Raw genomic sequence first — 24253 nt, 5'->3', positions numbered from 1 at the left:
TCTTTGATTTATAATTATTAGAAAAAAGTTTACAATTTTGTGTTTTTAAAAAGAAACAAAAAAACTACCTTGCGCCTTTAAAAATCAAAATCGAAACTTTGATTTATTTAATAAATTAAAAACCTAAACTATGATTAAAAAAATTCTTTTAATGTCTTTAGTTGTTTCTCAACTAACAATCTCATGTTCAAGCGATAATAGCTCAGAAGAAAGCTTAGCAGATCAAATTGCTAGCATTACTGGACTACCTTATTCTAAATTAACTCCTGCCGAACAAAAAGTAAAACTAGAAGCAGAAGCTAATGAAATGTTAGTTCAATTAGACAAAACAAAAAATCTAAGCGCTATTGAAACATTAGAAAACTTAGACCGTTTACTTGATATTAGCGTAGTAGATATCTTTAATGGAAAAAATGATAATAAAGTAGAAGACATCATTAATGTTTCAGGTGTTTATGGTATTTATACTTGGAATAATGCTCAAAAAGTATGGGTTAAAACTGAGTCAAAAACTGAATTAACATTTATTTTCCCTGCTAAAGCAACTCAAACAACAAACAATGCATCTTTCTCTACTAAAAGTACTTCTTCTGAGGTAAAAGTTCCTGTAGAAGAAAGTTCCAACTGGCAAACAAATACTACGGTAAATGACTATTTCTTTTTACCTTCAACAGTAGATGCAACTCTAACCATTGACGGTACACAGGCAGCTACTTTTTCACAAACTGCTAAATATTCTAATGCTAATGGGACAACTCCAGAAGAATTTGGATACAAAATGAGCTTAAATGGCTATTCTTGGGAAATAAGCAGCAAAAAAGCTACTGAAAGCTCGGTTAAAGCTTTATTTTCTAATAATGGTAAAAATCTTATTGAGTTTAATTCTGGAAGCACAGCAGATATTGACAAATTATTAAGTGGCGAAGAACTTGCTCAATATAGAGGTAAAGCGAACGGATTAATAACATTGATGGACAACTTTGCAATTGTTGCTAACATGGATCTTGCTACTAACGCAACTGATGAAGCTGCTTTAGAAAAAAACAATATCCGTCCAACTCAGCCAAGTTATAATGATCCTAAAGCTGATTTTAAAGCATATTATACAGCTTTGAATGCATACGAGAAAAAACAATCAGAAAGTGCAGCAGCTACTTTCAACAAAAATATGAAGCTAATTTTAGTGTCTAAAAAAGACGGAACTAAAATTGCTGATATTGTTCAACATTCGGAAAAATCAGGAAATGATTATGTTTTTACCTTACCAGTTTGGGATGCTCAATATAAATATTGGTCATATAGTAGTAATGGAGAATCATTTTCACAACCGTATCTTGATGAAGTTTATTACTTAAAATTCAACGATGCTACTGAAGTTGAAATGGGAGCATATTTCTCTACAGGATTTGAAAAATTTCAATCAAAATTTGAAGATTTCATTAATGCCTTCTAAAATAATTCTATTTTAAAATTTTATTTAAAGCCGATTTGATATTTTCAAGTCGGCTTTATTTTTTCGCAGGTGTTTTAACCACTATAGTACTCTGACCATACCCTGCCCAAATACCGAGCGCTCCTTTTATATTAGATTTTAAACTTGTGTTAGAAGGATAAATTGGATTTTTCGCATTAACAATTTCATTTTGCCAGCTATTCCAAAAATCTAATGCGTCTTTATTTTGAGTTCTTAACTTTACATGTATCAAATCTCCATCGGTAAAATAAGGAGTATAATCAGCTTTAGGAAAAAGCAAAATTCCTCGATTAAGTTGCATCGAAATAGAAGATTCTTTAAAATTTTTATCATCTAAATTGCCATAAAATGCAGGCACAAAAACTGGCTCTACGCTATCAATTTTTGTAGCAATCTGATAAAAATTCTTTTCACTGATTGGATCATCAAATTTTACAAATACATAACCAATTGTATCAGCAGGGTTCGTTTTTATATATTCTGCGCTTATCAGAGAAACACTTTTAGGTATTGTTGTTTTTGCTTCAATTACACGATTTAGATATTCGATTTTTAACGAATATTCTTTTCCTTCCACTCCTTTTACTACTGATCCAAAATACACGAACGGAGGCACTCTGTTTTTATCATTTTTCACTCTTAAAACCTCAGACGTCTGACCATCAGAAATCGTGATTTTCGCCGAACGTATTACATGATCTAAAACACTTGTCGAGTCAATAACGTCGGTAACAGGAATACTGCTTGATAACAAAACCTGTGCAAAATCACCCTCTTCAATCCACCCTTCTACTACAATTTTAGACTCTAAAGTAGATTGTTCACTATAATTATCTTTAGAACAATTAGCCATTATAAAAGCAAACAGGAATAGAATATACTTTTTCATTTGTTAAAATTTAAATCTCCAACTTATTGAAGGCAATATTCGATATAAAAATTTCTCATCTGGCTTAACAATTATGCTGTTTTTATCTTTTTTGACATCAACATCCAAAACAACATATATGGGGTTTTTTAGATTAAAAGTATTGTAAATTGAAAAATTCAGAGCACTTTCTTTTTTATTAGTTCTAAAGAAAAAGTAATTTACAGATAAATCGGTGCGGATATAATTTGACATAGTCGCATTATTATATTCCGAATATTGCTTGACAGGATTATTGTTTATAAAATACCAAGATGTTGGCAAAGTGTAACGATTACCAGAACTAAATATTTGAGTAACCCCAAAATTCCACTTTTGATTTAAATCGTACATACCAACCAATGAAAGATTATGACGTCTATCATATTTTGCAAAATAAGTATTTCCATTATTCAGTTCGTCAAAATTTCTATCAGACCAACTCAAAGTATAACTAATCCAACCTGTAAACTTTCCGTTATTTTTTCGCAACATCATCTCTAAACCATACGCCTTTCCTTTTCCGACCAATAAATCATTTGTCAAGGTTGTAGTCTCATTAAATTGAGTTACACTATAAGGGTATTCAAGTAGATCTTTCATCCAACGATAAAAACCTCCAAAGGATGAAACTATGTTTTTGGAAAAATTCTGATTAGAACCAATCGAAAATTCATTCGATGATTGCGGCTTTATTCCATTTGAACTTGCAAACCAAAAATCTGTTGGAATCCCGACACTTGAAGTTGTTATCAAACTTAAATACTGATATTGTTTATTATAAGTTGCGTAAAAAGAATATTTATCATTGGCAGAATAATTCAAAACCATACGAGGTTGAAAATGTAAATAAGAATCTGCTTTTGATCCAGATATGTAATAATTAACTCTAAGACCTAATTCAGCATTTAAATGGTTGGTTAATTTTGGCCGGACAGTTGTAAAAACAGCTACTTCATTGGCATTAATTATACTATTTTGAGAAGTATTATTTGCTCCAGATAAATTTTCTACATCGATTTTTTGAGGCTGTAAATTATGGTAAACATATTGTAAACCACTTTCTGTTGGAATATTTTTTATTGAATAAACAACAGAATTATTAAACCCAAAATCTTTAACATAAGAAGAAACCCCAAACTCAATTGCAGCTTGCACCATATTTAAATCATTAGAATATTGGCTAAAATAGACTGAATTTGACATACTTGATTTATCTGAAAACGTTGTTAGTAAAGTTGGAGAAACAGTAAAATTATTCCACTTTAAACTCGATTCTAACCCAAAATCAGCATCTTTAATTTTAAAAACATCTGCACTCACAAAAGCATCTACAGAAAGCAGATTGTTCTTAGAGATTTGAGACAAAAAAGTCAAATTCCCATCAGAAAATCCATATTTAGTGTCTTGAATATCATTATTTTTGGAATTAACATTCATCAATGGAACAATAATTTCATCAATATATGTTTTTCTACCTGATATATAAAAACCCGTTTTCTCTGTCACAGGAACTCCGACAGTAAGTTGTGATGCCAAAATACCGACATTCCCTTGAATAGCAATTTTTTGGGGGATTTTTTTATCTGGCATTAATAAAGTAGTAGAACTCAAGCGTCCACCATATTTAGAATTAGAACTAGATTTGTCAAATTCAAATTCTTTGATATGGTCTGTATTGTAAAAAGGAAAAATGCCTAACAAATGAGACATTCCATAAATGGGAGTTCCGTTATATAATATGGCATTATGCCCGGGATCTCCTCCTCTTACATATAAATATCCATTAGCTTCACCAGAATTTTGAACACCTGGAGTAAGTTGCAAAATTTTAATAATATCTGTCGTTCCCAGTATAGTTGGTACAGCCGATAATTCTTTTAAATTAAAAGATAATTTACCTCCAGATAATGCAGTAATACCTACTTTTTTGTCATTCGCTATTACAACTTCTTTTAAAACAGAAGCTTTTTTTTCTAATAAAATTGAAATTACTGTATCTTTTAAACAATCAAAATGTACATTTTTTTCAATATACTCAAAATGATTAACAGCTATTTTGACTTGCCCTAAAGAGATTCTTTGGACAAAATTACCGAGACTATCGGTAATAACGTAATAGTGCTGATTGTTTACATCAAAAGAAACATTTGCTCCGATTACATTTTCGTTTTCAGAAGATTTTATATTTCCAGTTACGGTAACTTTTGATTGCGAATACAAACTTGAAAAGCAAAAGAAACAAAAAAAAATAATTGATTTCAACAGATAGTTTTAATAAGAAAAGTGCGAAATTAAACAATTATAACCCAATTTCATTAGGTTATAATTATTTAATTTAATTCTTACTTCAACTTTTGTAAATACATGTTTACCACATTATCTAATCCAAGATATAAAGCTTCGGCTATTAAAGCATGACCAATAGAAACCTCTAATAAACCTGGAATATTTTGTTTAAAAAACTGAATATTATCCAAACTCAAATCGTGTCCAGCATTAATTCCTAAACCTAATTCGTTAGCCAAAATTGCCGATTTTACATACGGATCAATTCCTTTTTCGTTTCCTAAACTATATTGATGTGCAAAAGCTTCGGTATACAATTCAATTCTATCCGTTCCTGTTTTTTTGGCGCCTTCTATCATTTCTGCGATTGGATCCACAAAAATGGAAGTTCTAATTCCGTTGCGCTGAAATTCCTGAATAACTTCAACCAAATAAGATTGATTTTTAACAGTGTCCCAACCCGCAGATGAAGTAATTGCTCCAATAGCATCTGGAACCAAAGTCACTTGATCTGGCTTGCATTCTAAAACTAAATCAATAAAATTATGCTGTGGATTCCCTTCAATATTATATTCTGTATATACAATCGGTTTTAAATCTCGCGCATCTTGATATCGAATGTGACGCTCATCTGGACGGGGATGAATCGTTATTCCCTGCCCTCCAAATTGCTGAATATCAGTTGCTACTTTTAATAAGTCTGGTACATTTCCGCCACGAGCATTACGCAAAGTGGCAATTTTATTTATATTAACGCTAAGTTTTGTCATTGAAACAAATAGTATTTGAATGTATTATTATTTTGAGAAGACAAAAATACAAAGTAAAAGGTAGCATATTCTGCATATTTTTGATTATTTTGCATCGATTATTGACTAACGATTTATGACAGATTTAAAAGACTACATCACGAACGACTACAAAGCGATTGATACCCAAGAAACCATTGGGGCTGTTCAAGATTTTTTTGATGATTTAACTTTTTCTCATTTTCCAATTACTGAAGAAGGAATTTTTATTGGAAGCATTGTAGCCGATGATATTGAAACTTTTGACAGTGATAAAAAAGTCACCGATTATAGATATACTTTAGAGCATTTTTTTGCAAGAACAAATATGATTTGGTTAGACGTTTTAGAAGTCTTTGCAAAAAACCATGCTAATTTGGTTCCAATTTTAGATGAGAACAATAAATATATTGGCTATTACGAAATTGAGGATGTCATTAAATTTTTCCATGAAACCACTTTTTTAAAAGAACAAGGAGCGATTATCATAGTTAACAAAAACATTTTAGATTACTCCATGAGTCAAATTTCACAAATTGTCGAAAGTAATAATGGTAAACTTTTAGGACTTTTTATTTCAAATTCAGATCTAAACTCCGTCGAAGTTACGATTAAAATCAGTAGTGGATCATTAAACGAAATCATTCAAACTTTTAGAAGATATAATTACGAAATCATTTCAGAACATGATGAAGATAATTACATCAATAATTTAAAAGAGCGTTCGGATTATTTAGATAAATATTTGAATATGTAGTTATTGAATAGAAGAATTAAATCTGCAATAACAAACACAAAATATCAAAAAATGAAAGTAGCTATTTACGGCCAATATTATTTGGTTAGCACGGAACCAATTATAAATGACATTTTTACTTTTTTCAACAATAATAATGTAGAAATGGCTATTGAATCCAATTTTCTAAACATGTTGCATGAAAAAAAACTAATTAAAAAAGAATACAAGACGTTTTCCGCACATGACGAATTAGATTCTAGTTTCGACATGCTTATTAGCATTGGTGGCGATGGTACGATGCTAAGAGCCGTAACATTAGTACGAAATTCTGGAATTCCAATATTAGGAATAAACGCTGGTAGACTTGGATTTTTAGCTACAGTACAAAAAGAAAACATTGCGGCATTTATGCAAATTGTTATTGACAAAAAATATAAAATTTCAAAAAGAACCTTATTAAGCTTAACATGTACTCCCGAAAACACAGCTATAGAAGGACTTAATTTCGCTTTGAATGAAATATCAGTAAGTAGAAAAGACACTACGTCGATGATTACTATTGACACTTATTTAAATGATGAATTTCTAAATTCGTACTGGGCTGATGGTTTAATTATTGCAACTCCAACAGGGACTACTGGATATTCCTTAAGTTGTGGCGGTCCAATTTTAACTCCAGATGTAAAAAGCCTTGTTATCACCCCAATTGCTCCTCACAATTTAAACGCTAGACCTTTGGTTGTTCCTGACACAACAGAAATCCGATTAAAAGTATCAGGTAGAGAAGAACAATATTTAGTCTCTTTAGATTCAAGAATTACAAGTGTAAAAAATGATTCTATTTTAAGCATTAAAAAAACCAATTTTGAATTAAATATGGTTGAAATCCCAGAAGAAACATTCCTTAAAACACTGAGAACTAAATTACTTTGGGGTGAAGACAGAAGAAATTAAATAAAACTACACTATACGAATTATTGTTATTTTACCGTTTACAACTATACAGATTCCTTTGCAAAAAGGAATCTTCTTTTAAAAAAAGACAGTATTCTTTAGTTGCGTATTGAATCCTATTGATAATTATTATATTTGCAGGCAATTTAAAAATTTATGAGCAAGATTTTCTTTTCATTTTTGTGCTTTTTCACCTTTAGTACCATTCATGCTCAAATTCATGAAATAGGTATTTTCGCTGGAGGCAGTAATTACATAGGAGATACAGGATCAACAACTTATATTGATCCAAATAAAGCTGCTTTTGGAATTTTATACAAATGGAATAAGAGCCCAAGACATGCTTATAGATTTTCATATACACAATCCCAAATTTCAGGAAATGACCATGATTCTAAAGAACCAGGTCGATACAACAGAGGATATCATTTTACTAATAATATAAAAGAATTATCTGCAGGATTGGAATTTAATTTTTTTGATTTTAATTTGCATCTGGAAAGACCTAAATTCACACCGTATGTATACAGTGGTTTAAGTTATTTCATGTATGACAACCTGTATGTTACATCGGGAGAAACAAAAAAAAATGGCACAAAAAACTCTATTGCTATACCAATAACTTTAGGTGTTAAAACCAATATATCAAGGAGTTTCATTTTAGCATTAGAAACGGGAGCAAGATATACATTCACAGACAATATTGACGGTAGCAATCCTAGCGATAGTAGCTTACCAAAATTTGGAAATATAAATAATAATGATTGGTACGTATTCACAGGTATGACATTGACTTATACTTTTGGAAAAAAACCATGTTACTGCGCAGATTAATATAAAGATGTTAAAAGACAAAATAAATACAAACAATGTTCCTAAACACCTAGCCATCATCATGGATGGAAACGGTCGTTGGGCGAAACAACAAGGATTTCTTAGAACAATTGGACACGAAAGTGGCTCAGAATCTTTGACAAAAATCATAGAAGAATGCTCTAATTTAGGTATTAAACACTTAACGCTTTATACTTTTTCTACCGAAAATTGGAACAGACCTAAATATGAAGTAGAAGCTTTAATGAAAGTTTTAATAAGATCCTTAAAAAAGGAGCTTAAATCAATGCTGGAAAATAACATTAAAATGAATGCTATTGGGAATATAGATAAACTCCCTTTAGCTGCTCAAAAAGTGATTTTTGATTGTATTGAAAAAACCAAAGAAAACACTAAAATGACATTGACCCTAGCTTTAAGCTACGGATCCAGAGAAGAATTAACACATCTAATAAAAGAAATAAGCAATAAAGTTAAAAATAATATAATTTCAATAGACAGTATTGACGATTCAATTATTAATGAGCATCTTTACACGCACAATTTACCTGATGTAGATTTATTAATAAGAACTGGTGGCGAACACAGAATAAGTAACTTCATGTTATGGCAAATAGCCTATGCGGAATTATACTTTACTGATGTGTTATGGCCAGATTTTAAAGAAGAAGATTTATATGAGGCTATCATTAGTTATCAAAAAAGAGAACGTCGATTTGGAAAAACAAGCGAACAAATTAAATAATTTTTTAGTGTTAAATAGAAGCATAAAACTAGTCCTTACTTTTATAATTTTAGGAACTTTCACCCAAATTAAAGCACAGGATAGAGTACCATTTGACCAAGGTAAAAAATACATATTAGGAGATGTAAAAGTAGTTGGAGATATTAGCTTCAATCCACAAACTGTAGTTACATTTGCCGGTTTGGAAAAAGGACAGGAAATAACAATTCCTGGCGAACAAATCAGTAGCTCTATAAAAAAATTAGGAAAACTTGGACTCTTTGATGAAATTGCTTTTTATATCAATCGAATAGAAAATGACAGTATTTTTCTAGACCTTAATATTAAAGAATTACCCAAAATAAGTCAAGTTAAATTCGTTGGAGTATCCAAAAGTAAAACCGAAAGTTTTATTAAAGATAATGGTCTGACTAAAGGCAAGATTGTAACCGAAAACTTAATTACGACTACCAAAAATTATATTGAGAAAAAATATAAGAAAGACGGATTTTTCAACACTAAAGTCAACATAATTACATCTAAAGATACTACTGAAATAAATCATGTAAACATGGTTGTAAAGGTAGATGTTGGCGACAAAATCAAAATATACAAAATTGATTTTGAAGGAAATAAAGAAATCCCGAGTAAAAAACTGCTAAGTTCAATGAAAAACACAAAAGTTAAGAACTCAATTAACTTTTTGAAGAGATCAAAATTCATTGAAGACAAATACCAAGAAGACCTAGAAAAAATAGTAAGTGACTATAAAAAAATTGGATATCGTGATGCCCGAATCGTAGGTGACTCTGTTGCTTACAACGAAAAAAACAATGCGATTTACATCAAAATTAAAGTTGAAGAAGGACTTAAATATTATTTTGGAGACGTTAAATTCATTGGGAATACTGTATATTCTGATGAAGGTTTAAGAAGCATGTTGGGAATCCGCAAGGGTGATGTCTACAACGGTGTACTTTTACAAGAAAGAATTGCCGACAAGTCAAAACCTGATGGAGATGACATAACCAATTTATACCAAAATAATGGATATCTATTCTCTAACATTAATGCTGTAGAGACAAAAACAACAGATAATACAATAGATTTTGAAATTCGAATTACAGAAGGACCTATTGCTTATTTCAATAAGATCACAGTAGTTGGAAATGACAAAACCAATGATAAAGTTATCTATAGAGAATTAAGAACAAAACCAGGAGAAAAATACAATAAAGCTGAACTTGTAAGAACCATAAGAGAGATTGGTCAATTAGGTTTTTTCGACCCTGAAAAAATAGATCCAAAATTCAAGAATGTAGATTCTGGAGCAGGTACAGTAGATATTGAATACAATGTTGTAGAAAAAGGAGCCAGTCAAATAGAGCTTCAAGGAGGATACGGCGGAGGTGGTTTCGTTGGTACTTTAGGATTATCTTTTAATAACTTTTCGGCAAAGAACATGTTTAACAAAGAGGCCTATCATCCACTTCCAATGGGAGATGGACAAAAAGTAGCTTTACGTTTGCAAGCGAGTTCGTATTACAGAACGTACAGTTTATCTTTTTCTGAGCCTTGGTTTGGAGGGAAAAAACCTGTTTCTTTTAGTACATCATTTGCATTTAGTCAACAGTACAGTTCTAATTATCAGACACAACAAATTGATAAATCTAAATACATTAACATTTTATCATTATCAGTAGGATTGGCAAAAAGATTAACTGTGCCAGATGATTTTTTCACCCTTTCACAGTCACTTAGATTCCAACAATACGATTTACATAATTACTATTATGGTTTATTTACATTCGCAAATGGTAGCTCAAAAAATCTATCTTACAACGTTGGTTTAACTCGTAACAGTAAAGGGGTAAATCCAATATTCCCTACTTATGGAGCTGAATTTAGTGTAACTGGTGAATTCACTCTTCCATATTCACTTTTCAACGGAATAGATTATGCTACATTAGGAGATCAAGAAAAATATAAATATATTTATTCTGGAGTATCTTATGTAGATAGCAATGATAGAGTAGTAAATTCAGGTGATTACTTGGACAAACTGCCTTCATCTGGTACTGTTGCAAACAAAGTTGATCATTATCAAGATGCAGTAGCCGACCCTGCAAAAGTAGATCAGGAAAAATACAAATGGTTAGAATACTATAAAGTTCAATTTACTGGAGATTGGTTTACTACTTTATATAAAAAACTGGTATTACGCAGTTTAGTACAATTCGGATTCTTAGGAGCTTACAATCAAGATAGAGGAGTTATTCCTTTTGAAAGATACTATTTAGGAGGAGACGGTATGGCAGGTAGTTCTATAGACGGAAGACAAAACATACAATTAAGAGGATATGAAAATGGCTCTTTAACTCCTGCAAATAGTAATGGAGATGCTTATGGAGCAACTATTTATAACAAATTCTCATTAGAATTACGTTATCCAATTACTCTAAAAGCAGCAGCCTCTATTTATGCATTAGCTTTTGCAGAAGCAGGACAATCTTATGCGTCATTATCAGATTATCAACCATTCAATTTAGCTCGTTCATCAGGAGTTGGATTAAGAGTATTTATGCCTGCTTTTGGATTATTAGGAATTGATTTTGGTTATGGATATGATGCAGTTCCAGGAGCAATACAACCAAGTGGATGGCAAACGCACTTTATAATTGGACAACAATTTTAAATAAATTTGGCTTGAAATTTCTAAAATTAAAAATTATGAGAAAAGGATTTTTATTTATAATTTTATTCTTAATTGCAATAACAATTAATGCTCAAACCAGAGGAAACAAAGTAGGTTACATTGATATGGAATACATATTACAAAATGTACCAAATTATACCGAGGCTAAAGCACAATTAGAGCAAAAAGCTAATAAATGGAAACAAGAAATTGAAGCTAAGAAATTAGAAATAAACAAACTAACTGAAGCTTTAAAAGCCGAAAAACCTTTATTAACAGCTGAATTAATAGAAGAAAGAGAAACCGAAATAAAGTTTCTTGAAACTGAAAAATTAGATTACCAACAAAAAAGATTTGGTCCAAATGGAGATTTAATAATCCAAAAAGCGGGCTTAGTAAAACCAATACAAGATCAAGTTTTTACAGCTGTTCAAGATATTGCTGAAGCTAAAAAATATGATTTTATATTTGACAAATCTTCACACTTAACTATTCTTTTTGCTGCAAAAAGATTTGATATTAGTGACCAGGTTATTCGAGTATTAAATCGAACTGAAAAAAGAGAACAATTAACTAAAAAACAGTTAAAAGAAGAACAAATAAAAGAAGAAAAAGAAGATGCTTTAGACGAAAACCCTGATCTGGCAGCAAGAGAAAAGGTAATATTAGACAAACAAGCTGCAAGGGAAAAATTAGTAGCTGACAAAAAAGCAGCCCAAGAAGAGACAAAGAGAAAATACGAAGAAAAAAGAAAACAATTATTAGCCGAAAGAGAAGCTAAAAAAAATGGCACAGTTGTTGCCCCAGCTAGTACTGACAACACAAATGCCACAACAACTGGAAATACAGACACTGCTAAAACAGCAGCTCAAAATGTTCAGGAAGAAAGAAAAAAAGCTTTAGAGGAAAGAAAGAAAAAAATTCTGGAAGAAAGAGAAGCTAAAAAGAATAGTGCCGTTTTTACGCCAACAACTGCAACTGATAACAAAAATGCTACAACAACAACTGGAAATACAGACACAGCAAAAACTGCAACTCCAGAAGTTAAGCCAGATCTTCAAGAAGAAAGAAAAAAAGCTTTAGAAGAAAGAAAGAAAAAAATTCTGGAAGAAAGAGAAGCGAATAAAAAAGCTCTTGAAGAAAAAAGATTAAAAGAAATTCAAGAGAAAGAAGCACTCAAAAAAACAAATGAAACGAAATAAATACAAACACTATTAATTATTAAACATTTTAAAAACGATGAAACAATTCAAAACTTTACTAATTGCTGCAATACTATTTATAGGAGCTAATCAAATTTCAAGCGCTCAAACTAAAGTGGCACACGTTGATGTAAGTGAAATTATGGGGAAAATGCCAGCTATTTTAGATGCTCAAAAGCAATTACAAACGTTGAGTACAACTTATGACGCTGACTACAAAAAAATGGTAGACGAATACCAAGCAAAATTAAAAAAATACGAAGCTGAATCTGCTACTGTTACAGAAGCTATAAATCAAGAACGTTCTAAAGAAGTTCAAGATATGCAAAAAAGAATTGTTGACTTTAGAGACAACGCTCAAAAAGAATTACAAAATAAAGAATCTGAAATCATGAAACCAATTATGGAAAAAGTAAAAGCTTCTATCCAAAAAGTTGGTAAAGCTAAAGGATTCCAATATGTATTTGATAGTTCAACTCTTTTACTTGCTGACGGAACTAACATTACTATTGATGTAAAAAAAGATCTAGGTTTTTAATCTAATAAAACCAATTAAAAAGCTGCTCTCTCTAAACAATTTTTAGACTGAGCAGTTTTTTTTTACGCTATAAAATGTAGTATATTTAAACTTGGAAATCCAACTATCAACAGTAGTTATAAAGTATCAATAAACAATACTCTATTTAAATTTAAAAGCATGACTAACAATAATCCTATTGGCGTTTTTGACTCTGGAATTGGAGGAACTTCTATCTGGAAGGCCATTAATGAATTATTACCAAACGAAAAAACCATTTATTTAGCAGATAGTAAAAATGCTCCCTATGGGCAAAAATCAAAAAAAGAAATCATTGCGTTAAGCATGAAAAATACTGATTTATTGATTGAAATGGGGTGCAAATTAATTGTAGTAGCTTGTAATACCGCAACAACTAATGCCATTCAGGAATTAAGAGCAAAATACGACATACCATTTATTGGCATAGAACCTGCGATAAAACCAGCAGCAACAAACTCCAGAACTCAAACAATAGGAATACTGGCCACAAAAGGAACCTTAAACAGTGAGCTTTTTAATAAAACGACAGAGAAATTCCAAGACACCAAAATTATTGAGCAAATAGGTTATGGCTTAGTTCAGTTAATTGAAGAAGGTAAAATCGAATCTTTAGAAATGACTCAATTACTCTATTCCTATCTTACCCCAATGATTGAAGCTAATATTGATTACTTAGTTTTGGGCTGCAGTCATTATCCTTATTTGATCCCGCAGATAAAAAAAATTCTCCCTGATCACATTCACATTATAGATTCTGGTGAAGCTGTAGCTAGACAAACTCAAAATATACTCAGAGAAAAAACTGGTTTTTCAGATAACAAAAAAGGAGAATCTATTTTTTACACTAATACTAATCCTAAAGTATTAACAGAAATCTTAGAAAACAAATACAAGGTCGAAGAAAAAGAGTTTTAATTTATTCCTCTTTCCTTCTAACAAACCAAACTCCATCTAGATTAAGATTTAATGTCAGTTTGTGGTAATTTTCCTGAATTAATGAATTGGTAATTTTCCCTTTACTTCCATAAGTATACGAAATAAACAAAGCAGAAGATAAGTGATCTAAAGGCAGAGAAACTCCTACAGAAAAATTCTTATCATCAATTTTATTATTGCTCACCATCAAATAACCAGAATCATAATGAGCACCCGCTGCAAATTTTATTCTATCAAAATAATTTCTGGATGTTTTTGCTTTAAGATATGATAAACCAAATGAAAACTTTTCCTGATCCGTAAAACTACCATACATGTCAGATTGATTAGTAGCGCTCCAAAAGCTTTTTTCATAATCAAAAGTTACATTCAATTTCTTCGAAAATGATTTGTTCACCCCAAATCCAATATCCAAAGGCAAATAAAAATCATCTGTATCTGATACTTTATCAGTTTCTAAATTCATAGTCCCAAAATCGTTTATAACAGTAACTGATTGTGTTTTGGATGCATTTACCCCTACAGGAGATTTTACATTCAATCCAAAAGTTAACGATGGACTCATTTTGAATTGTGAACTTAAAATAGGTCGAATACCGGTATAGCTAACTTTCTTATCGATACTTGTAACCGAATTACTAATTGAATACGTTCTCTCATCTGTTGTATTCCCAAAAAGAACGGAAGCAGAAAAAGCCAACGATAATTTATTTCCAAATTTATAGGCATATGACAGATCCAAATTATTCAATCCCCCTGTACCAATGACATCCAAATAATAATATTCATTACTCCCATCAATTATTGGGATTTTTAGTCCTGACACTTTAAAAGAAGAACTTGAATAAGGCATCATCGCAACACTAAAAGCAGATTTTTTGGTAATAGGAAAAGCAAAAGCAAAATGAGAAAACTGAACATTATTTCTATTTTCCGTTTTTAAATTACTTTGAAAAGAGGATTGAATTCCTGTTCCTCCAACTTCAAAAAAGAAATTATTGGCAGGAATATCTACCAAAGAAGCAGCATTTTTATTATTGATAAAATCATCCGAAGGTAAAGCTATTCCAGCAGCACCCAATGCTGATGTTATTCCAAAATTAGACTCGTACAAACTACCTAATCCAAAAAGCGAATAAGGCGAAGTAGCGATACTTTGACAATAAGATGCTAAAGAAGAAAAAAACATTAAAACCAAAAACGAAATATATTTTTTCATTTAATACGTTATATAATAAATTTGCAATTTTAATTTACTGTCCTTATTTATTTGGTCTCCCAAAGCAACTCGCCCAACAATTTTTGATAAAGAGGGTAAAGTAAAGAGTAAGCCACTTTTCGAATCAGACTCTTTTAGCATTTCTTTTTGCAAAAAAGCCCCCAATGATATTTGATAACCCACATTTTCACCAAACTCATCATCTGCATTAGTCAATATAGCCACTTCCGTTGTACCATTAGAATCTGCAAATACTGATTTTATTCGATTTAGTTTATCAACAACATAAACACTTAGCGTATCTGGCAAAGGGTACATTTTAGAATACGAATTTTTGGCAGGCCTCAGAATTAACTTCGCATCTACTATTGCACCTTTTTCTGAGAGGTATTTCAACTCTTTTATATTTGGAAAATCTATCCGACAAGCTATTCCTGCTCCAGATTGAATAAAGCCTGTATTAGAAGTAAGCTTACTGGATAAGTTCATTTTGGATAAAGGCAAATCTTGAATTAGTGTACCTACTCTATCCGACGAAACAGCATTAAATTGCTTACTAATATCTGAAATTGTAAAATCCATAGAATAATTATCGCTCGTACTACCAATACCTTTTGAATAATACAAACGAACCACACTAGTCATTTTAAACCCAATTACACTAGAAGAAGCGGTTGATGATGATTCTATTACAAAACCCTTTAAATAATCTGTAAAGTCTGTATAGCTTTCAATTTCATGATTCTTAAACTTATTAAAAAGCTCCTTTCCAAATACATTGTCCAATTTTATATTGATACTGTCTTTACCAATTGGTTTTGGTCTATAACTGATTGTACCCAAACTATTATAATCATACGTTAAAGCCGAACTATTATAAAAACTAGAATCATTCGTATTAGGCTTAAAATTTTTCAATACTCTATGAACATTTAAAGTCTGAACCTTTGTAGTATCAGCATAATAATAGTTATCATATCTCAAAATCATTGCTATCGAATCAAAAACATAACCTGTAGCTTCAGTATCTGAACTTTGGTTGTACAGATTAAATGTAGAAGTAGCAACTTGAAAATAACTGTCCGATTTTATTTTTCCAAAAAGCGGATCATCATAATTCCCAACTAGAATTCTGCTTTCACTTGAAGTAACCAAAGAATCCAATTTTATAGTAGACACATCAACTGTTACTGTATCTATTGAAATTACTTTGTTTTTAAGAGCTAAATAATCTGCTCCAACGACAAACTCACCTACATCAGTATCTGAATCGCAGGAAATAATAAGCAAGCCTGCAAAAATTAAAACCAAAAACTTATACATACTCCATTTTTTAAGCAAATATATAAGCACACATTCCAGCAGTCCTAACAACATATACCAATTAGCATAATCTATCCATAGAAACAAAAAAAGAATCTACAAGTTCTTATTCTGTTTCAAATCGAGATTCAACCTATTGAATCACCCGTTTGTCTATAAAATAAGGGCAAGCATATATATTCTTTTTTATTAATTGACTACACAACTACATTTGAGCCAATAATTAAATAATGAGAATACACTACTATACAGCACTATTGATTCTAATACCACTATTTAGTGTTTATGCACAAAATGGAAGTGTCATAAATTTTAATACCAAAACAGAACCAATAGATAATGGTTCAATAAAACAAACAGAAATTGGAATACTTTTTTTCAAAGAAATCAATACCTCAAATAAATTGACCAATACTTTTAAATACAAGAGCACAACAATTTCGGATGAAATAGAAACCTATCTATTAGAAAATTATAATTCTAATTATAGTAATACTCACTTTAATAGTTTTGGCAACGCTTTTCAATTTTTTCATCAATTGACAGAAAAAACAAAATTGAATCTTAGCATCGAACCTACCGTGAATTTTCAGAATACTATTAGCATTTCTGATGTGACTATTTTAGGAGGAATTGAGATTAATCAAATACTAAGCAAAAAAAACAGCATTGATATTGGAATAAAAAGAATGACCGTTTTTGGAAAGCCACAGATACTACCAACAATCTCATTGAACCATCAATTCAATAAAGACACTTATTTAAAAATTGGTTTTCCAAATTCTATACTAAGCTATTTTAGTAGTGTTCGTGATAATTTTAGTTTAACAAATGATTTTAGCGGAAGTAATTACAACCTAAATCCACCCATTATCACTGACAATGGAAGTCCTATAACTAAGGTTGGCTTTTCTCAAATGGAAACTGCATTACAATATGAAAGAAATATAGATACCTCATGGTTTGTTGGCATCAAAGGAGGATATTCTACAAACAAAGAATTTAAGTTTTCTGATAAAAATAACACATCAGAAATAAATCAATCACTAAAAAATGGAAACGTTTTTTCTATTAGCATAAAATACAAACTTTAATAAACACTATACACATTATGAAACATTTTAAAAAAGGGATATTTATTTCCACATTACTCATTAGCTTAGTTTTTATTGGATGCAGTAATGACGATGATGAGGAAATACTAGGAAACTGGGTAAAAAAATCAGCATTTGATGGACCTGCCCGATCCAGCGCAACAAGTTTTGTCATAGGCGCGTATGCCTATGTAGCCACTGGTTACACGGGAGATGAATATCTAAAAGACTTATGGGCATACAACTCGACAGGAGATTATTGGGAACAAAAAGCAGATTTCACAGGTGTTGCCAGGAGTTCAAGTTCAGGTTTTGAATTAAACGGAAAAGGCTACCTAGGCCTTGGCTATGATGGAACTAACAAATTAAAAGATTTTTACCAATACAATCCAGATACCAATTCTTGGACACAAAAAGCAGATTTTGAAGGAACTGCCCGTTATAGTGCCGTGGGTTTTCAAGTGGGCGGAAAAGCTTACTTGGGAACAGGATACGATGGTAATTATTTAAAAGATTTTTATCAATATAGCGATACGAATAATACTTGGACGCAGGTAAATGGTTTTAGCGGTAACAAAAGAAGAAATGCTACAGTATTTGTAATTAACAACATTGCCTATTTAGGAACTGGAGTAAACAGTGGTGTAAATCAAGTTGATTTTTGGGCTTTTGATCCAAACACAGATGTATGGACTAGAAAAAGAGATTTAGATGATGACGAGAGTGATCACGAAACCTATTCTATCGTAAGAGCCAACGCATCTAGTTTTTCAATTAATGGACTGGGCTATATTGCTTGTGGTTCAAGTGGAAACACCATTTGGGAATACAACCCTGGTACCGATATTTGGACTTCCAAAACAGCATTAGAAGGATCAGGAAGATCTGATGCGCTAGGGATAACCATAGACGGAGCAAGAGGATTCGTTATGTTAGGAAAATCAGGAACTTCTTATTTTGATGATGTATGGGAATTTAAACCAAAAGAAGAACAAAATGACGATGACAATTAATACCAACAACAAATTCTTCTGGAAAAAAAACCAGAAGAATTTGTCTTATATTTTAAATTTAAGCCTAATTCTATTTTTAATCGGATCAATGTTATTTGTTATTTGTCAAAAAGAACAAGACTTAAAAATTCAATCAATAAAAGTTACGGATGGTTGGGGATATCAAATTACCAACAACGATAAAATCATTATAAAACAAACCATAATACCCGTAATTCGCAACTCCAAAAGCTTTAAAACAGAAAAAGAAGCATTGGCTGTGGGGCAATTAGTTGTCAAAAAATTGAACGCTAACAATTCGCCAACAATTACAAAAAATGATTTAATTTTATTAAAAATAAAAATGTAGATGAACATCGTATTAATTAAAAATAGTGACTCCAATAAAATACTAATTCATACTATCATTTGGTGTTTTTTTATTGGCACCTCTCTAATTCAATTTTACGAAAGTCCACAACGCATTGGTATCGATTTTTATATCCAATGGATAACAGGAATAATCATATTTTACCTCAACTATAATTATCTGGTTACTTACTTTTTACTACAAAAAAAATATGGATATTATATAGGTATTATATTAGTTTTGATTACCATTTTCATGGTCTTCAGACATGAATTTTTTACTCCGGAATTTAAGGAAATGAGACGTCCAAACGACATGGATTTTTCAAGAATGCCTAATAGATTTCAAAACACTGACCATAGAATTTACAAAAGGGATCAACCTTTTTTCTTTAAAATTGTACCTGCTGTCTTTTACCTATTAATTGTAGCTATTAGTACAATTATCAAAACATTATCTGAGTTTTATGACGATCAACAAAACAAATTGATTACCGAAAACCAAAGAACGGCAACAGAATTAAACTATTTAAGAAATCAAACCAATCCTCACTTTTTATTTAATTCATTAAATAGTATTTATTCATTAGCGCATAAAAAATCTGATTTGGTTCCCGATGCCATTGTTACTTTATCCGAAATGATGCGGTATATGCTTTATGAAACCGATAATAAATCTGTTTTACTCGAAAAGGAAATCAATTACATTAAAAACTATATTGAATTACAAAAACTAAGACTTAACAACATTGAAAATATTAGTATAAACATCCATGGCAATACTAGAGATAAATTTATAGAACCCATGTTATTGATTTCATTTATTGAAAATGCATTCAAATATGGAACCGATTATAAAGGAAGTGCTTATGTGAAAATCGTAATAACAATCGTAGAAAACACGCTCACTTTTTGGATAGAAAATCAAATTGCAAACCATAAGAAAGATCCCGAAAATTCAGGAATAGGCTTGGCTAATATCAAAAATAGACTTACTTTGCTTTATCCGAACACACATCAATTGGAACTAACATCAACAGACTCAAAATATACCGTTAATTTGGTTTTACAATTAGATCAAATTCGGGCATAAACAAATACAGCATTTGTACCAATATTATAAATAAGGAAATATGAAATCGCCATTAACAACGAGTTTATTGCAAACAAGCATCAATAAATAAAGGCGATAACATATATGACTTCTAATAAATAAATTTTGCATATATGAAATGTGTTATTATAGACGACGAGCCATTAGCTGTAGATTTATTGGTAGAATTTGTTGGAAGAGTAGATTCACTCGAACTGGTGACCACATTTACCAATGCAATAGACGCTATATCGATAATTAATCAAACCGAAATTGATTTAATCTTTTTGGATATCGAAATGCCACATTTTTCTGGAATTGATTTTATTAATGCGATCGAAAAAAAACCATTAATCATATTTACAACTGCTTATTCAGATTATGCTGTCGAAGGTTTTAATCTTGGTGCGGTAGATTATTTAGTAAAGCCAATTCCTTTTAATCGATTTTTAAAAGCGGTATTACGAGCACAACAAACTTTTGCCCCAAAAAGTCTTCCTGCAACAAATCCAACAATAAATTCTCCAGAAATTGAACATGATTTTATGTTCGTACGAGCGGAATATGAAAATGTAAAAATTAATTTTACTGATATTTTATTTATCGAAGGACTAAAAGACTATGTCAAAATATATACTACTGACAATAAATACACCTTGACTTTAATAAGTTTGATAAAACTAGAAAACTTATTATCCTCCAAAGGTTTTGCAAGGATTCATCGTTCGTATATTATTAATATCAAACACGTAAAGTCCATTCAAAAAAACAAAGTATTAATAACAGATAAAAGGTTGCCAATTAGTGAAAGTTATAAGAATTCCTTTTTCGAAAAAATAAATATCTAAGCTGGAATTCAATTAAAATTTGGCTTTTACTCTTTGAACCAACTCGAATACATCACATAATTATTTGAAATGCGTTCTATTTCTCCAGCAAAATTAGACTGGTCAATATCCTTCACTTTCTTAGCTGGAACGCCAGCCCAAATGGTACCTGATTCTACAACTGTATTTTGTGTAATTACAGATCCTGCTCCTATTATTGAATTGCTCTCAATAACGCAATTATCCATAACAATAGCTCCCATGCCTATTAATACATTGTCATGAATAGTGCATCCATGTACAATGGCATTATGGCCAATAGAAACATTATTACCGATAACAGTAGGGTGTTTTTGATAGGTACAATGAACAATTGCTCCGTCTTGAATATTCACTTTATTTCCAATGGTAATAGAATTTACATCGCCACGAAGTACAGCGTTAAACCAAACACTGCATTCAGTGCCAAAAGTAACATCACCTACAATAGTAGCATTTTCAGCCACATAACAATCTTCAGGTATAATTGGTGATTTTCCGTTAACAGACTTTATTATCATACTTAAAATTATAATTAGTTAATTGCTGGACAATTACAATCGTATTTTCTAGGTCTACATGAAAAGTTGTATCCCAAAGTTATTTGATGAAATCCTGAATTACTGTACTGTACATCCCCCAACAAATGAGTATAAGTATAAGCAAACATAAACCTATCATAATTAAAACCTAAAACAGGAGTAAGATATTGTAATTTCTGGCTATTGGTTCCACTTCCATTGGTATATTGGGCTCCATCAAAACTTTTTCTATAAGACAAACCACCCCATAATTGCCCCATTTCTAAATTTTTATACGCTTTTAAATTCATATCCAAAGCACTTTCTTTTGTTTTATCTACATATTGATAAAGCAAAGATGGCTCCCATAAAACCTTATTAGCGTTACCAAAAATATAGCCCCCACTAATGATAAATTTTCTTAAATTATCACTTTCATATTCAGTATAGAGTTTTTGCCTGGTTTCTAAAACGTTTTTCACAACAGCATTTAAACTGAAATCGAATAAATTATAAGAAGCACCAATATCTAAATTAAAATAAGAGGCGTTTTCCTGTATATCTCCCAAGATAGGATCGTAATCTCCAGATTGTTGAAATTCACTTTGATCTAATTGACTTTGATTAAATCCAACATTAACCCCAAAAGACAACTGATTCAAATCAATTTCGTCTCTGGAAAACATGATATGATGCGCATAAGTAGCTTTGAAACCAAATTGCGAATGATACCCATTAACATCGTTAAAAACAATAGCTCCCAAACCCGATCTCTCTCCTACTCTACCATTATAACTTAACGTTTGAAGAGCTGGTGCGTCATCTTGACCAAACCATTGTTTTCTTGCGGTAAGCCTTAGTTTACTACAATTTGAAGCACCCGCCATAGATGGGAAAATCAAATAATAATTATCTGATAAATAGTCTGAATATACAGGTATTCCTTCCTGTGAAAAAGTATTAAAACTAATAAAAAACAGAACAATCACTAACTTGATTCTAGTATACATTTATGGAATGAGTTATAAAATTAATATCAAAAAAAATACTTTTGTTAATTTATTCATTAAAAAATCAAATATAGTTAATCGTAGAAAATAACTTTAGTAAATTTGCAAAAAATCGACGAATCATGACTAAAATATCTATAAAAGAAACACAAAACCCGACCATTATAAAATTTGAATTTCCAGATTTCATCACACAAAATGAAAGCTATGAATTTAAAAACATTGATGAAGCAAAAGCATCTCCATTAGCCCAACAACTTTTCTATTTACCATTTGTAAAAACGGTGTATATCTCTGGAAATTTTATTGCTGTTGAAAGATTTAGCATTGTAGAATGGGACGATGTAAAAGAAGCTGTTGCAGAACAAATCGAGGCGTATGTTGAGAAAGGTGGAGTTATAATTATTGCGAATGAAAACAAACCAAAAAAACAAGCAATTACTGTTTATGGTGAGTCTACTCCAAATCCAGCAGCTCTTAAATTTGTAGTAAACAAAATGATTACAAAAAATGCTGTTGAATTTAAAAATATAGATCAAAGCGCTGCATCTCCATTGGCAACCGAATTATTTAAATTCCCGTATGTTAAAGAAATATTTATTGACGAAAATTATATTTCAGTTACCAAATATGACATTAATGAATGGCAAGACATTACATTAGAATTAAGAACTTTTATCAAACAATTTATTGAAAACGGAGGAACTGTTCTTGACGAAAATTTAATTCAAACAATTGTTAAAGACGAAAAAGCTAAAGACGAATCTTTCGACTCTCTTGATGAAACTTCTCAAAAAATCATCAACATTTTAGAAGAATATGTAAAACCAGCTGTTGCTGCAGATGGGGGAAATATTCTTTTTGACTCTTATGATGAATCTTCTAAAACGGTAAAGGTAATTATGCAAGGAGCTTGTAATGGTTGTCCTTCATCAACTTTTACTTTAAAAAGTGGTATCGAAAACATGTTAAAAAGCATGTTGAATGACGAAGGAATTAAAGTTGAAGCTGTTTAATTAGTAGCACAGCAATCTGTTTTTTTAATAAAAAATCAAATTTTAAAAAACGTTTCCAATAATGGAAGCGTTTTTTTGTGCCTTCAAAGTTCTAAATCATCCGAAACACAAACAAACACTCTATGAATAGTAACTGATTTTCAGTATTTTAAATAAAAAAATCTTACATTTGGTATTCTAATCAAAAAATTGAAAGCCATGGGATTATCATCATTTTTCAAGACTCTATTTGGCTCAGCCAAAGAAACAACAAATGAATTAATAGAAAAAGCTGAAACCACTATCGAAGAAACTAAAGTAAGCACTCAGCCTTATATAGAAAAGGCAGAAGCATTTGTAGACGAAACTGTTGACAAAATTAAAGAAACAGCATCTCCTCATATCGAAAAAGCAGAAACCTTTATAGACGAAACTGTTGACAAAATTAAAGAAACGGCATCTCCTCATATTGAAAAAGCAGAAATCTTTATAGACGAAACTGTTGACAAGATCAAAGAAACAACAACCCCATACATAGAAAAAGCAGAAGAACTATTAAATGATGCTAAAGCAAAAGGATCTGAAGCCATAAACAATCTAAAAGAGAAAGCAGACTCAGACGAAGATGATGTAGAACCAAAGAAAATTTAAACTTCTTTTAACAGAACAA

The 24253-nt window shown here is 30.9% G+C and carries 23 protein-coding genes; 16 read left to right on the top strand and 7 right to left on the bottom strand.

Annotated features, from left to right (window positions below; translation table 11 throughout):
• The first annotated feature begins 130 nt into the window (after positions 1-130).
• Positions 131-1453: a hypothetical protein gene (locus ACUN3A_RS11680; protein ID WP_445551466.1), complete on the top strand. Its 1323-nt coding sequence runs from the start codon at positions 131-133 to the stop codon at positions 1451-1453.
• Positions 1454-1508: 55 nt separating this feature from the next.
• Here the strand turns inward: ACUN3A_RS11680 and ACUN3A_RS11675 are convergent, their stop codons facing one another.
• The 3 genes from ACUN3A_RS11675 to ACUN3A_RS11665 all read right to left on the bottom strand — a co-directional run bounded on the left by ACUN3A_RS11675 (position 1509) and on the right by ACUN3A_RS11665 (position 5440).
• Entirely contained in the window at positions 1509-2363 is an 855-nt protein-coding gene (locus ACUN3A_RS11675) for a DUF4249 domain-containing protein (RefSeq protein WP_445551465.1), read from the bottom strand.
• Between the two features lie 3 nt (positions 2364-2366).
• On the bottom strand, positions 2367-4646 hold the full coding sequence (locus ACUN3A_RS11670) for a TonB-dependent receptor plug domain-containing protein (protein ID WP_445551464.1): 2280 nt from the start codon (positions 4644-4646) through the stop codon (positions 2367-2369).
• A gap of 80 nt (positions 4647-4726) precedes the next feature.
• A complete protein-coding gene (locus tag ACUN3A_RS11665) occupies positions 4727-5440 on the bottom strand; it encodes a pyridoxine 5'-phosphate synthase (protein WP_445551463.1) in 714 nt (237 codons plus the stop codon).
• Between the two features lie 115 nt (positions 5441-5555).
• Between ACUN3A_RS11665 and ACUN3A_RS11660 the strand changes: the two genes are divergently transcribed.
• The 8 genes from ACUN3A_RS11660 (at position 5556) to murI (ending at position 14080) form a co-directional block, all read left to right on the top strand.
• Entirely contained in the window at positions 5556-6215 is a 660-nt protein-coding gene (locus tag ACUN3A_RS11660) for a CBS domain-containing protein (RefSeq protein WP_445551462.1), read from the top strand.
• A gap of 51 nt (positions 6216-6266) precedes the next feature.
• Complete coding sequence (locus tag ACUN3A_RS11655) at positions 6267-7151, top strand: NAD kinase (protein ID WP_445551461.1); 885 nt, start codon at positions 6267-6269, stop codon at positions 7149-7151.
• A 156-nt stretch (positions 7152-7307) separates the two neighbouring features.
• The gene (gene porG / locus ACUN3A_RS11650) at positions 7308-7985 is read left to right on the top strand and encodes a type IX secretion system protein PorG (protein WP_445551460.1); all 678 of its coding nucleotides are present in this window, start codon (positions 7308-7310) and stop codon (positions 7983-7985) included.
• Between the two features lie 7 nt (positions 7986-7992).
• Positions 7993-8730: an isoprenyl transferase gene (locus ACUN3A_RS11645; protein WP_445551459.1), complete on the top strand. Its 738-nt coding sequence runs from the start codon at positions 7993-7995 to the stop codon at positions 8728-8730.
• Positions 8663-11404, top strand: a complete 2742-nt coding sequence (locus ACUN3A_RS11640) for a BamA/OMP85 family outer membrane protein (RefSeq protein WP_445551458.1) — start codon at positions 8663-8665, stop codon at positions 11402-11404. The genes ACUN3A_RS11645 and ACUN3A_RS11640 overlap by 68 nt, the downstream gene beginning before the upstream one ends.
• Before the next feature lie 35 nt (positions 11405-11439).
• A complete protein-coding gene (locus tag ACUN3A_RS11635; protein WP_445551457.1) occupies positions 11440-12606 on the top strand; it encodes an OmpH family outer membrane protein in 1167 nt (388 codons plus the stop codon).
• Positions 12607-12643: 37 nt separating this feature from the next.
• Positions 12644-13144: an OmpH family outer membrane protein gene (locus ACUN3A_RS11630; protein WP_445551456.1), complete on the top strand. Its 501-nt coding sequence runs from the start codon at positions 12644-12646 to the stop codon at positions 13142-13144.
• A gap of 159 nt (positions 13145-13303) precedes the next feature.
• A complete protein-coding gene (gene murI / locus ACUN3A_RS11625) occupies positions 13304-14080 on the top strand; it encodes a glutamate racemase (protein ID WP_445551455.1) in 777 nt (258 codons plus the stop codon).
• A gap of 1 nt (position 14081) precedes the next feature.
• On the opposite strand, the gene ACUN3A_RS11620 is transcribed toward murI, so the two are convergent.
• A complete protein-coding gene (locus tag ACUN3A_RS11620; RefSeq protein ID WP_445551454.1) occupies positions 14082-15320 on the bottom strand; it encodes an aromatic hydrocarbon degradation protein in 1239 nt (412 codons plus the stop codon).
• Positions 15321-16643 carry a DUF4270 family protein gene (locus ACUN3A_RS11615; RefSeq protein WP_445551453.1) on the bottom strand — a complete coding sequence of 441 codons (1323 nt, stop codon included), beginning with the start codon at positions 16641-16643 and terminating at the stop codon, positions 15321-15323. It lies immediately after the preceding gene.
• A 230-nt stretch (positions 16644-16873) separates the two neighbouring features.
• Here ACUN3A_RS11615 and ACUN3A_RS11610 point away from each other — a divergent pair, with 230 nt between their 5' ends.
• From ACUN3A_RS11610 to ACUN3A_RS11590, 5 genes are all read left to right on the top strand, one after another.
• Positions 16874-17737: a DUF6268 family outer membrane beta-barrel protein gene (locus ACUN3A_RS11610; protein ID WP_445551452.1), complete on the top strand. Its 864-nt coding sequence runs from the start codon at positions 16874-16876 to the stop codon at positions 17735-17737.
• Positions 17738-17754: 17 nt separating this feature from the next.
• Positions 17755-18750, top strand: coding sequence for a kelch repeat-containing protein (locus ACUN3A_RS11605; RefSeq protein ID WP_445551451.1), 996 nt, complete (start codon positions 17755-17757; stop codon positions 18748-18750).
• Positions 18751-18838: 88 nt separating this feature from the next.
• Complete coding sequence (locus ACUN3A_RS11600) at positions 18839-19099, top strand: DUF4907 domain-containing protein (protein ID WP_445551450.1); 261 nt, start codon at positions 18839-18841, stop codon at positions 19097-19099.
• Entirely contained in the window at positions 19100-20191 is a 1092-nt protein-coding gene (locus ACUN3A_RS11595) for a sensor histidine kinase (protein ID WP_445551449.1), read from the top strand.
• Positions 20192-20325: 134 nt separating this feature from the next.
• Positions 20326-21039 carry a LytR/AlgR family response regulator transcription factor gene (locus ACUN3A_RS11590; RefSeq protein ID WP_445551448.1) on the top strand — a complete coding sequence of 238 codons (714 nt, stop codon included), beginning with the start codon at positions 20326-20328 and terminating at the stop codon, positions 21037-21039.
• A 26-nt stretch (positions 21040-21065) separates the two neighbouring features.
• Here the strand turns inward: ACUN3A_RS11590 and ACUN3A_RS11585 are convergent, their stop codons facing one another.
• Both ACUN3A_RS11585 and ACUN3A_RS11580 read right to left on the bottom strand, forming a co-directional pair.
• Positions 21066-21578, bottom strand: coding sequence for a gamma carbonic anhydrase family protein (locus ACUN3A_RS11585; RefSeq protein WP_445551447.1), 513 nt, complete (start codon positions 21576-21578; stop codon positions 21066-21068).
• A gap of 14 nt (positions 21579-21592) precedes the next feature.
• Entirely contained in the window at positions 21593-22588 is a 996-nt protein-coding gene (locus ACUN3A_RS11580; RefSeq protein WP_445551446.1) for a PorP/SprF family type IX secretion system membrane protein, read from the bottom strand.
• A 122-nt stretch (positions 22589-22710) separates the two neighbouring features.
• Between ACUN3A_RS11580 and ACUN3A_RS11575 the strand changes: the two genes are divergently transcribed.
• On the top strand, positions 22711-23604 hold the full coding sequence (locus tag ACUN3A_RS11575) for a NifU family protein (RefSeq protein ID WP_445551445.1): 894 nt from the start codon (positions 22711-22713) through the stop codon (positions 23602-23604).
• Between the two features lie 198 nt (positions 23605-23802).
• Complete coding sequence (locus ACUN3A_RS11570) at positions 23803-24234, top strand: YtxH domain-containing protein (protein ID WP_445551444.1); 432 nt, start codon at positions 23803-23805, stop codon at positions 24232-24234.
• Positions 24235-24253: the final 19 nt, after the last annotated feature.

The organism is Flavobacterium sp. WC2509 (assembly GCF_052683105.1).
Note: the sequence above shows the minus strand (reverse complement) of the source record. Positions and strands in the feature narration are given on the sequence as shown.

Coding starts and splice junctions, on each gene's coding strand:
- ACUN3A_RS11680 (WP_445551466.1), top strand. CDS start 131: ATGATTAAAAAAATTCTTTTAATGTCTTTAGTTGTTTCTCAACTAACA.
- ACUN3A_RS11675 (WP_445551465.1), bottom strand. CDS start 2,363: ATGAAAAAGTATATTCTATTCCTGTTTGCTTTTATAATGGCTAATTGT.
- ACUN3A_RS11665 (WP_445551463.1), bottom strand. CDS start 5,440: ATGACAAAACTTAGCGTTAATATAAATAAAATTGCCACTTTGCGTAAT.
- ACUN3A_RS11660 (WP_445551462.1), top strand. CDS start 5,556: ATGACAGATTTAAAAGACTACATCACGAACGACTACAAAGCGATTGAT.
- ACUN3A_RS11655 (WP_445551461.1), top strand. CDS start 6,267: ATGAAAGTAGCTATTTACGGCCAATATTATTTGGTTAGCACGGAACCA.
- porG (WP_445551460.1), top strand. CDS start 7,308: ATGAGCAAGATTTTCTTTTCATTTTTGTGCTTTTTCACCTTTAGTACC.
- ACUN3A_RS11645 (WP_445551459.1), top strand. CDS start 7,993: ATGTTAAAAGACAAAATAAATACAAACAATGTTCCTAAACACCTAGCC.
- ACUN3A_RS11640 (WP_445551458.1), top strand. CDS start 8,663: ATGAGGCTATCATTAGTTATCAAAAAAGAGAACGTCGATTTGGAAAAA.
- ACUN3A_RS11635 (WP_445551457.1), top strand. CDS start 11,440: ATGAGAAAAGGATTTTTATTTATAATTTTATTCTTAATTGCAATAACA.
- ACUN3A_RS11630 (WP_445551456.1), top strand. CDS start 12,644: ATGAAACAATTCAAAACTTTACTAATTGCTGCAATACTATTTATAGGA.
- murI (WP_445551455.1), top strand. CDS start 13,304: ATGACTAACAATAATCCTATTGGCGTTTTTGACTCTGGAATTGGAGGA.
- ACUN3A_RS11620 (WP_445551454.1), bottom strand. CDS start 15,320: ATGAAAAAATATATTTCGTTTTTGGTTTTAATGTTTTTTTCTTCTTTA.
- ACUN3A_RS11615 (WP_445551453.1), bottom strand. CDS start 16,643: ATGTATAAGTTTTTGGTTTTAATTTTTGCAGGCTTGCTTATTATTTCC.
- ACUN3A_RS11610 (WP_445551452.1), top strand. CDS start 16,874: ATGAGAATACACTACTATACAGCACTATTGATTCTAATACCACTATTT.
- ACUN3A_RS11605 (WP_445551451.1), top strand. CDS start 17,755: ATGAAACATTTTAAAAAAGGGATATTTATTTCCACATTACTCATTAGC.
- ACUN3A_RS11600 (WP_445551450.1), top strand. CDS start 18,839: ATGTTATTTGTTATTTGTCAAAAAGAACAAGACTTAAAAATTCAATCA.
- ACUN3A_RS11595 (WP_445551449.1), top strand. CDS start 19,100: ATGAACATCGTATTAATTAAAAATAGTGACTCCAATAAAATACTAATT.
- ACUN3A_RS11590 (WP_445551448.1), top strand. CDS start 20,326: ATGAAATGTGTTATTATAGACGACGAGCCATTAGCTGTAGATTTATTG.
- ACUN3A_RS11585 (WP_445551447.1), bottom strand. CDS start 21,578: ATGATAATAAAGTCTGTTAACGGAAAATCACCAATTATACCTGAAGAT.
- ACUN3A_RS11580 (WP_445551446.1), bottom strand. CDS start 22,588: ATGTATACTAGAATCAAGTTAGTGATTGTTCTGTTTTTTATTAGTTTT.
- ACUN3A_RS11575 (WP_445551445.1), top strand. CDS start 22,711: ATGACTAAAATATCTATAAAAGAAACACAAAACCCGACCATTATAAAA.
- ACUN3A_RS11570 (WP_445551444.1), top strand. CDS start 23,803: ATGGGATTATCATCATTTTTCAAGACTCTATTTGGCTCAGCCAAAGAA.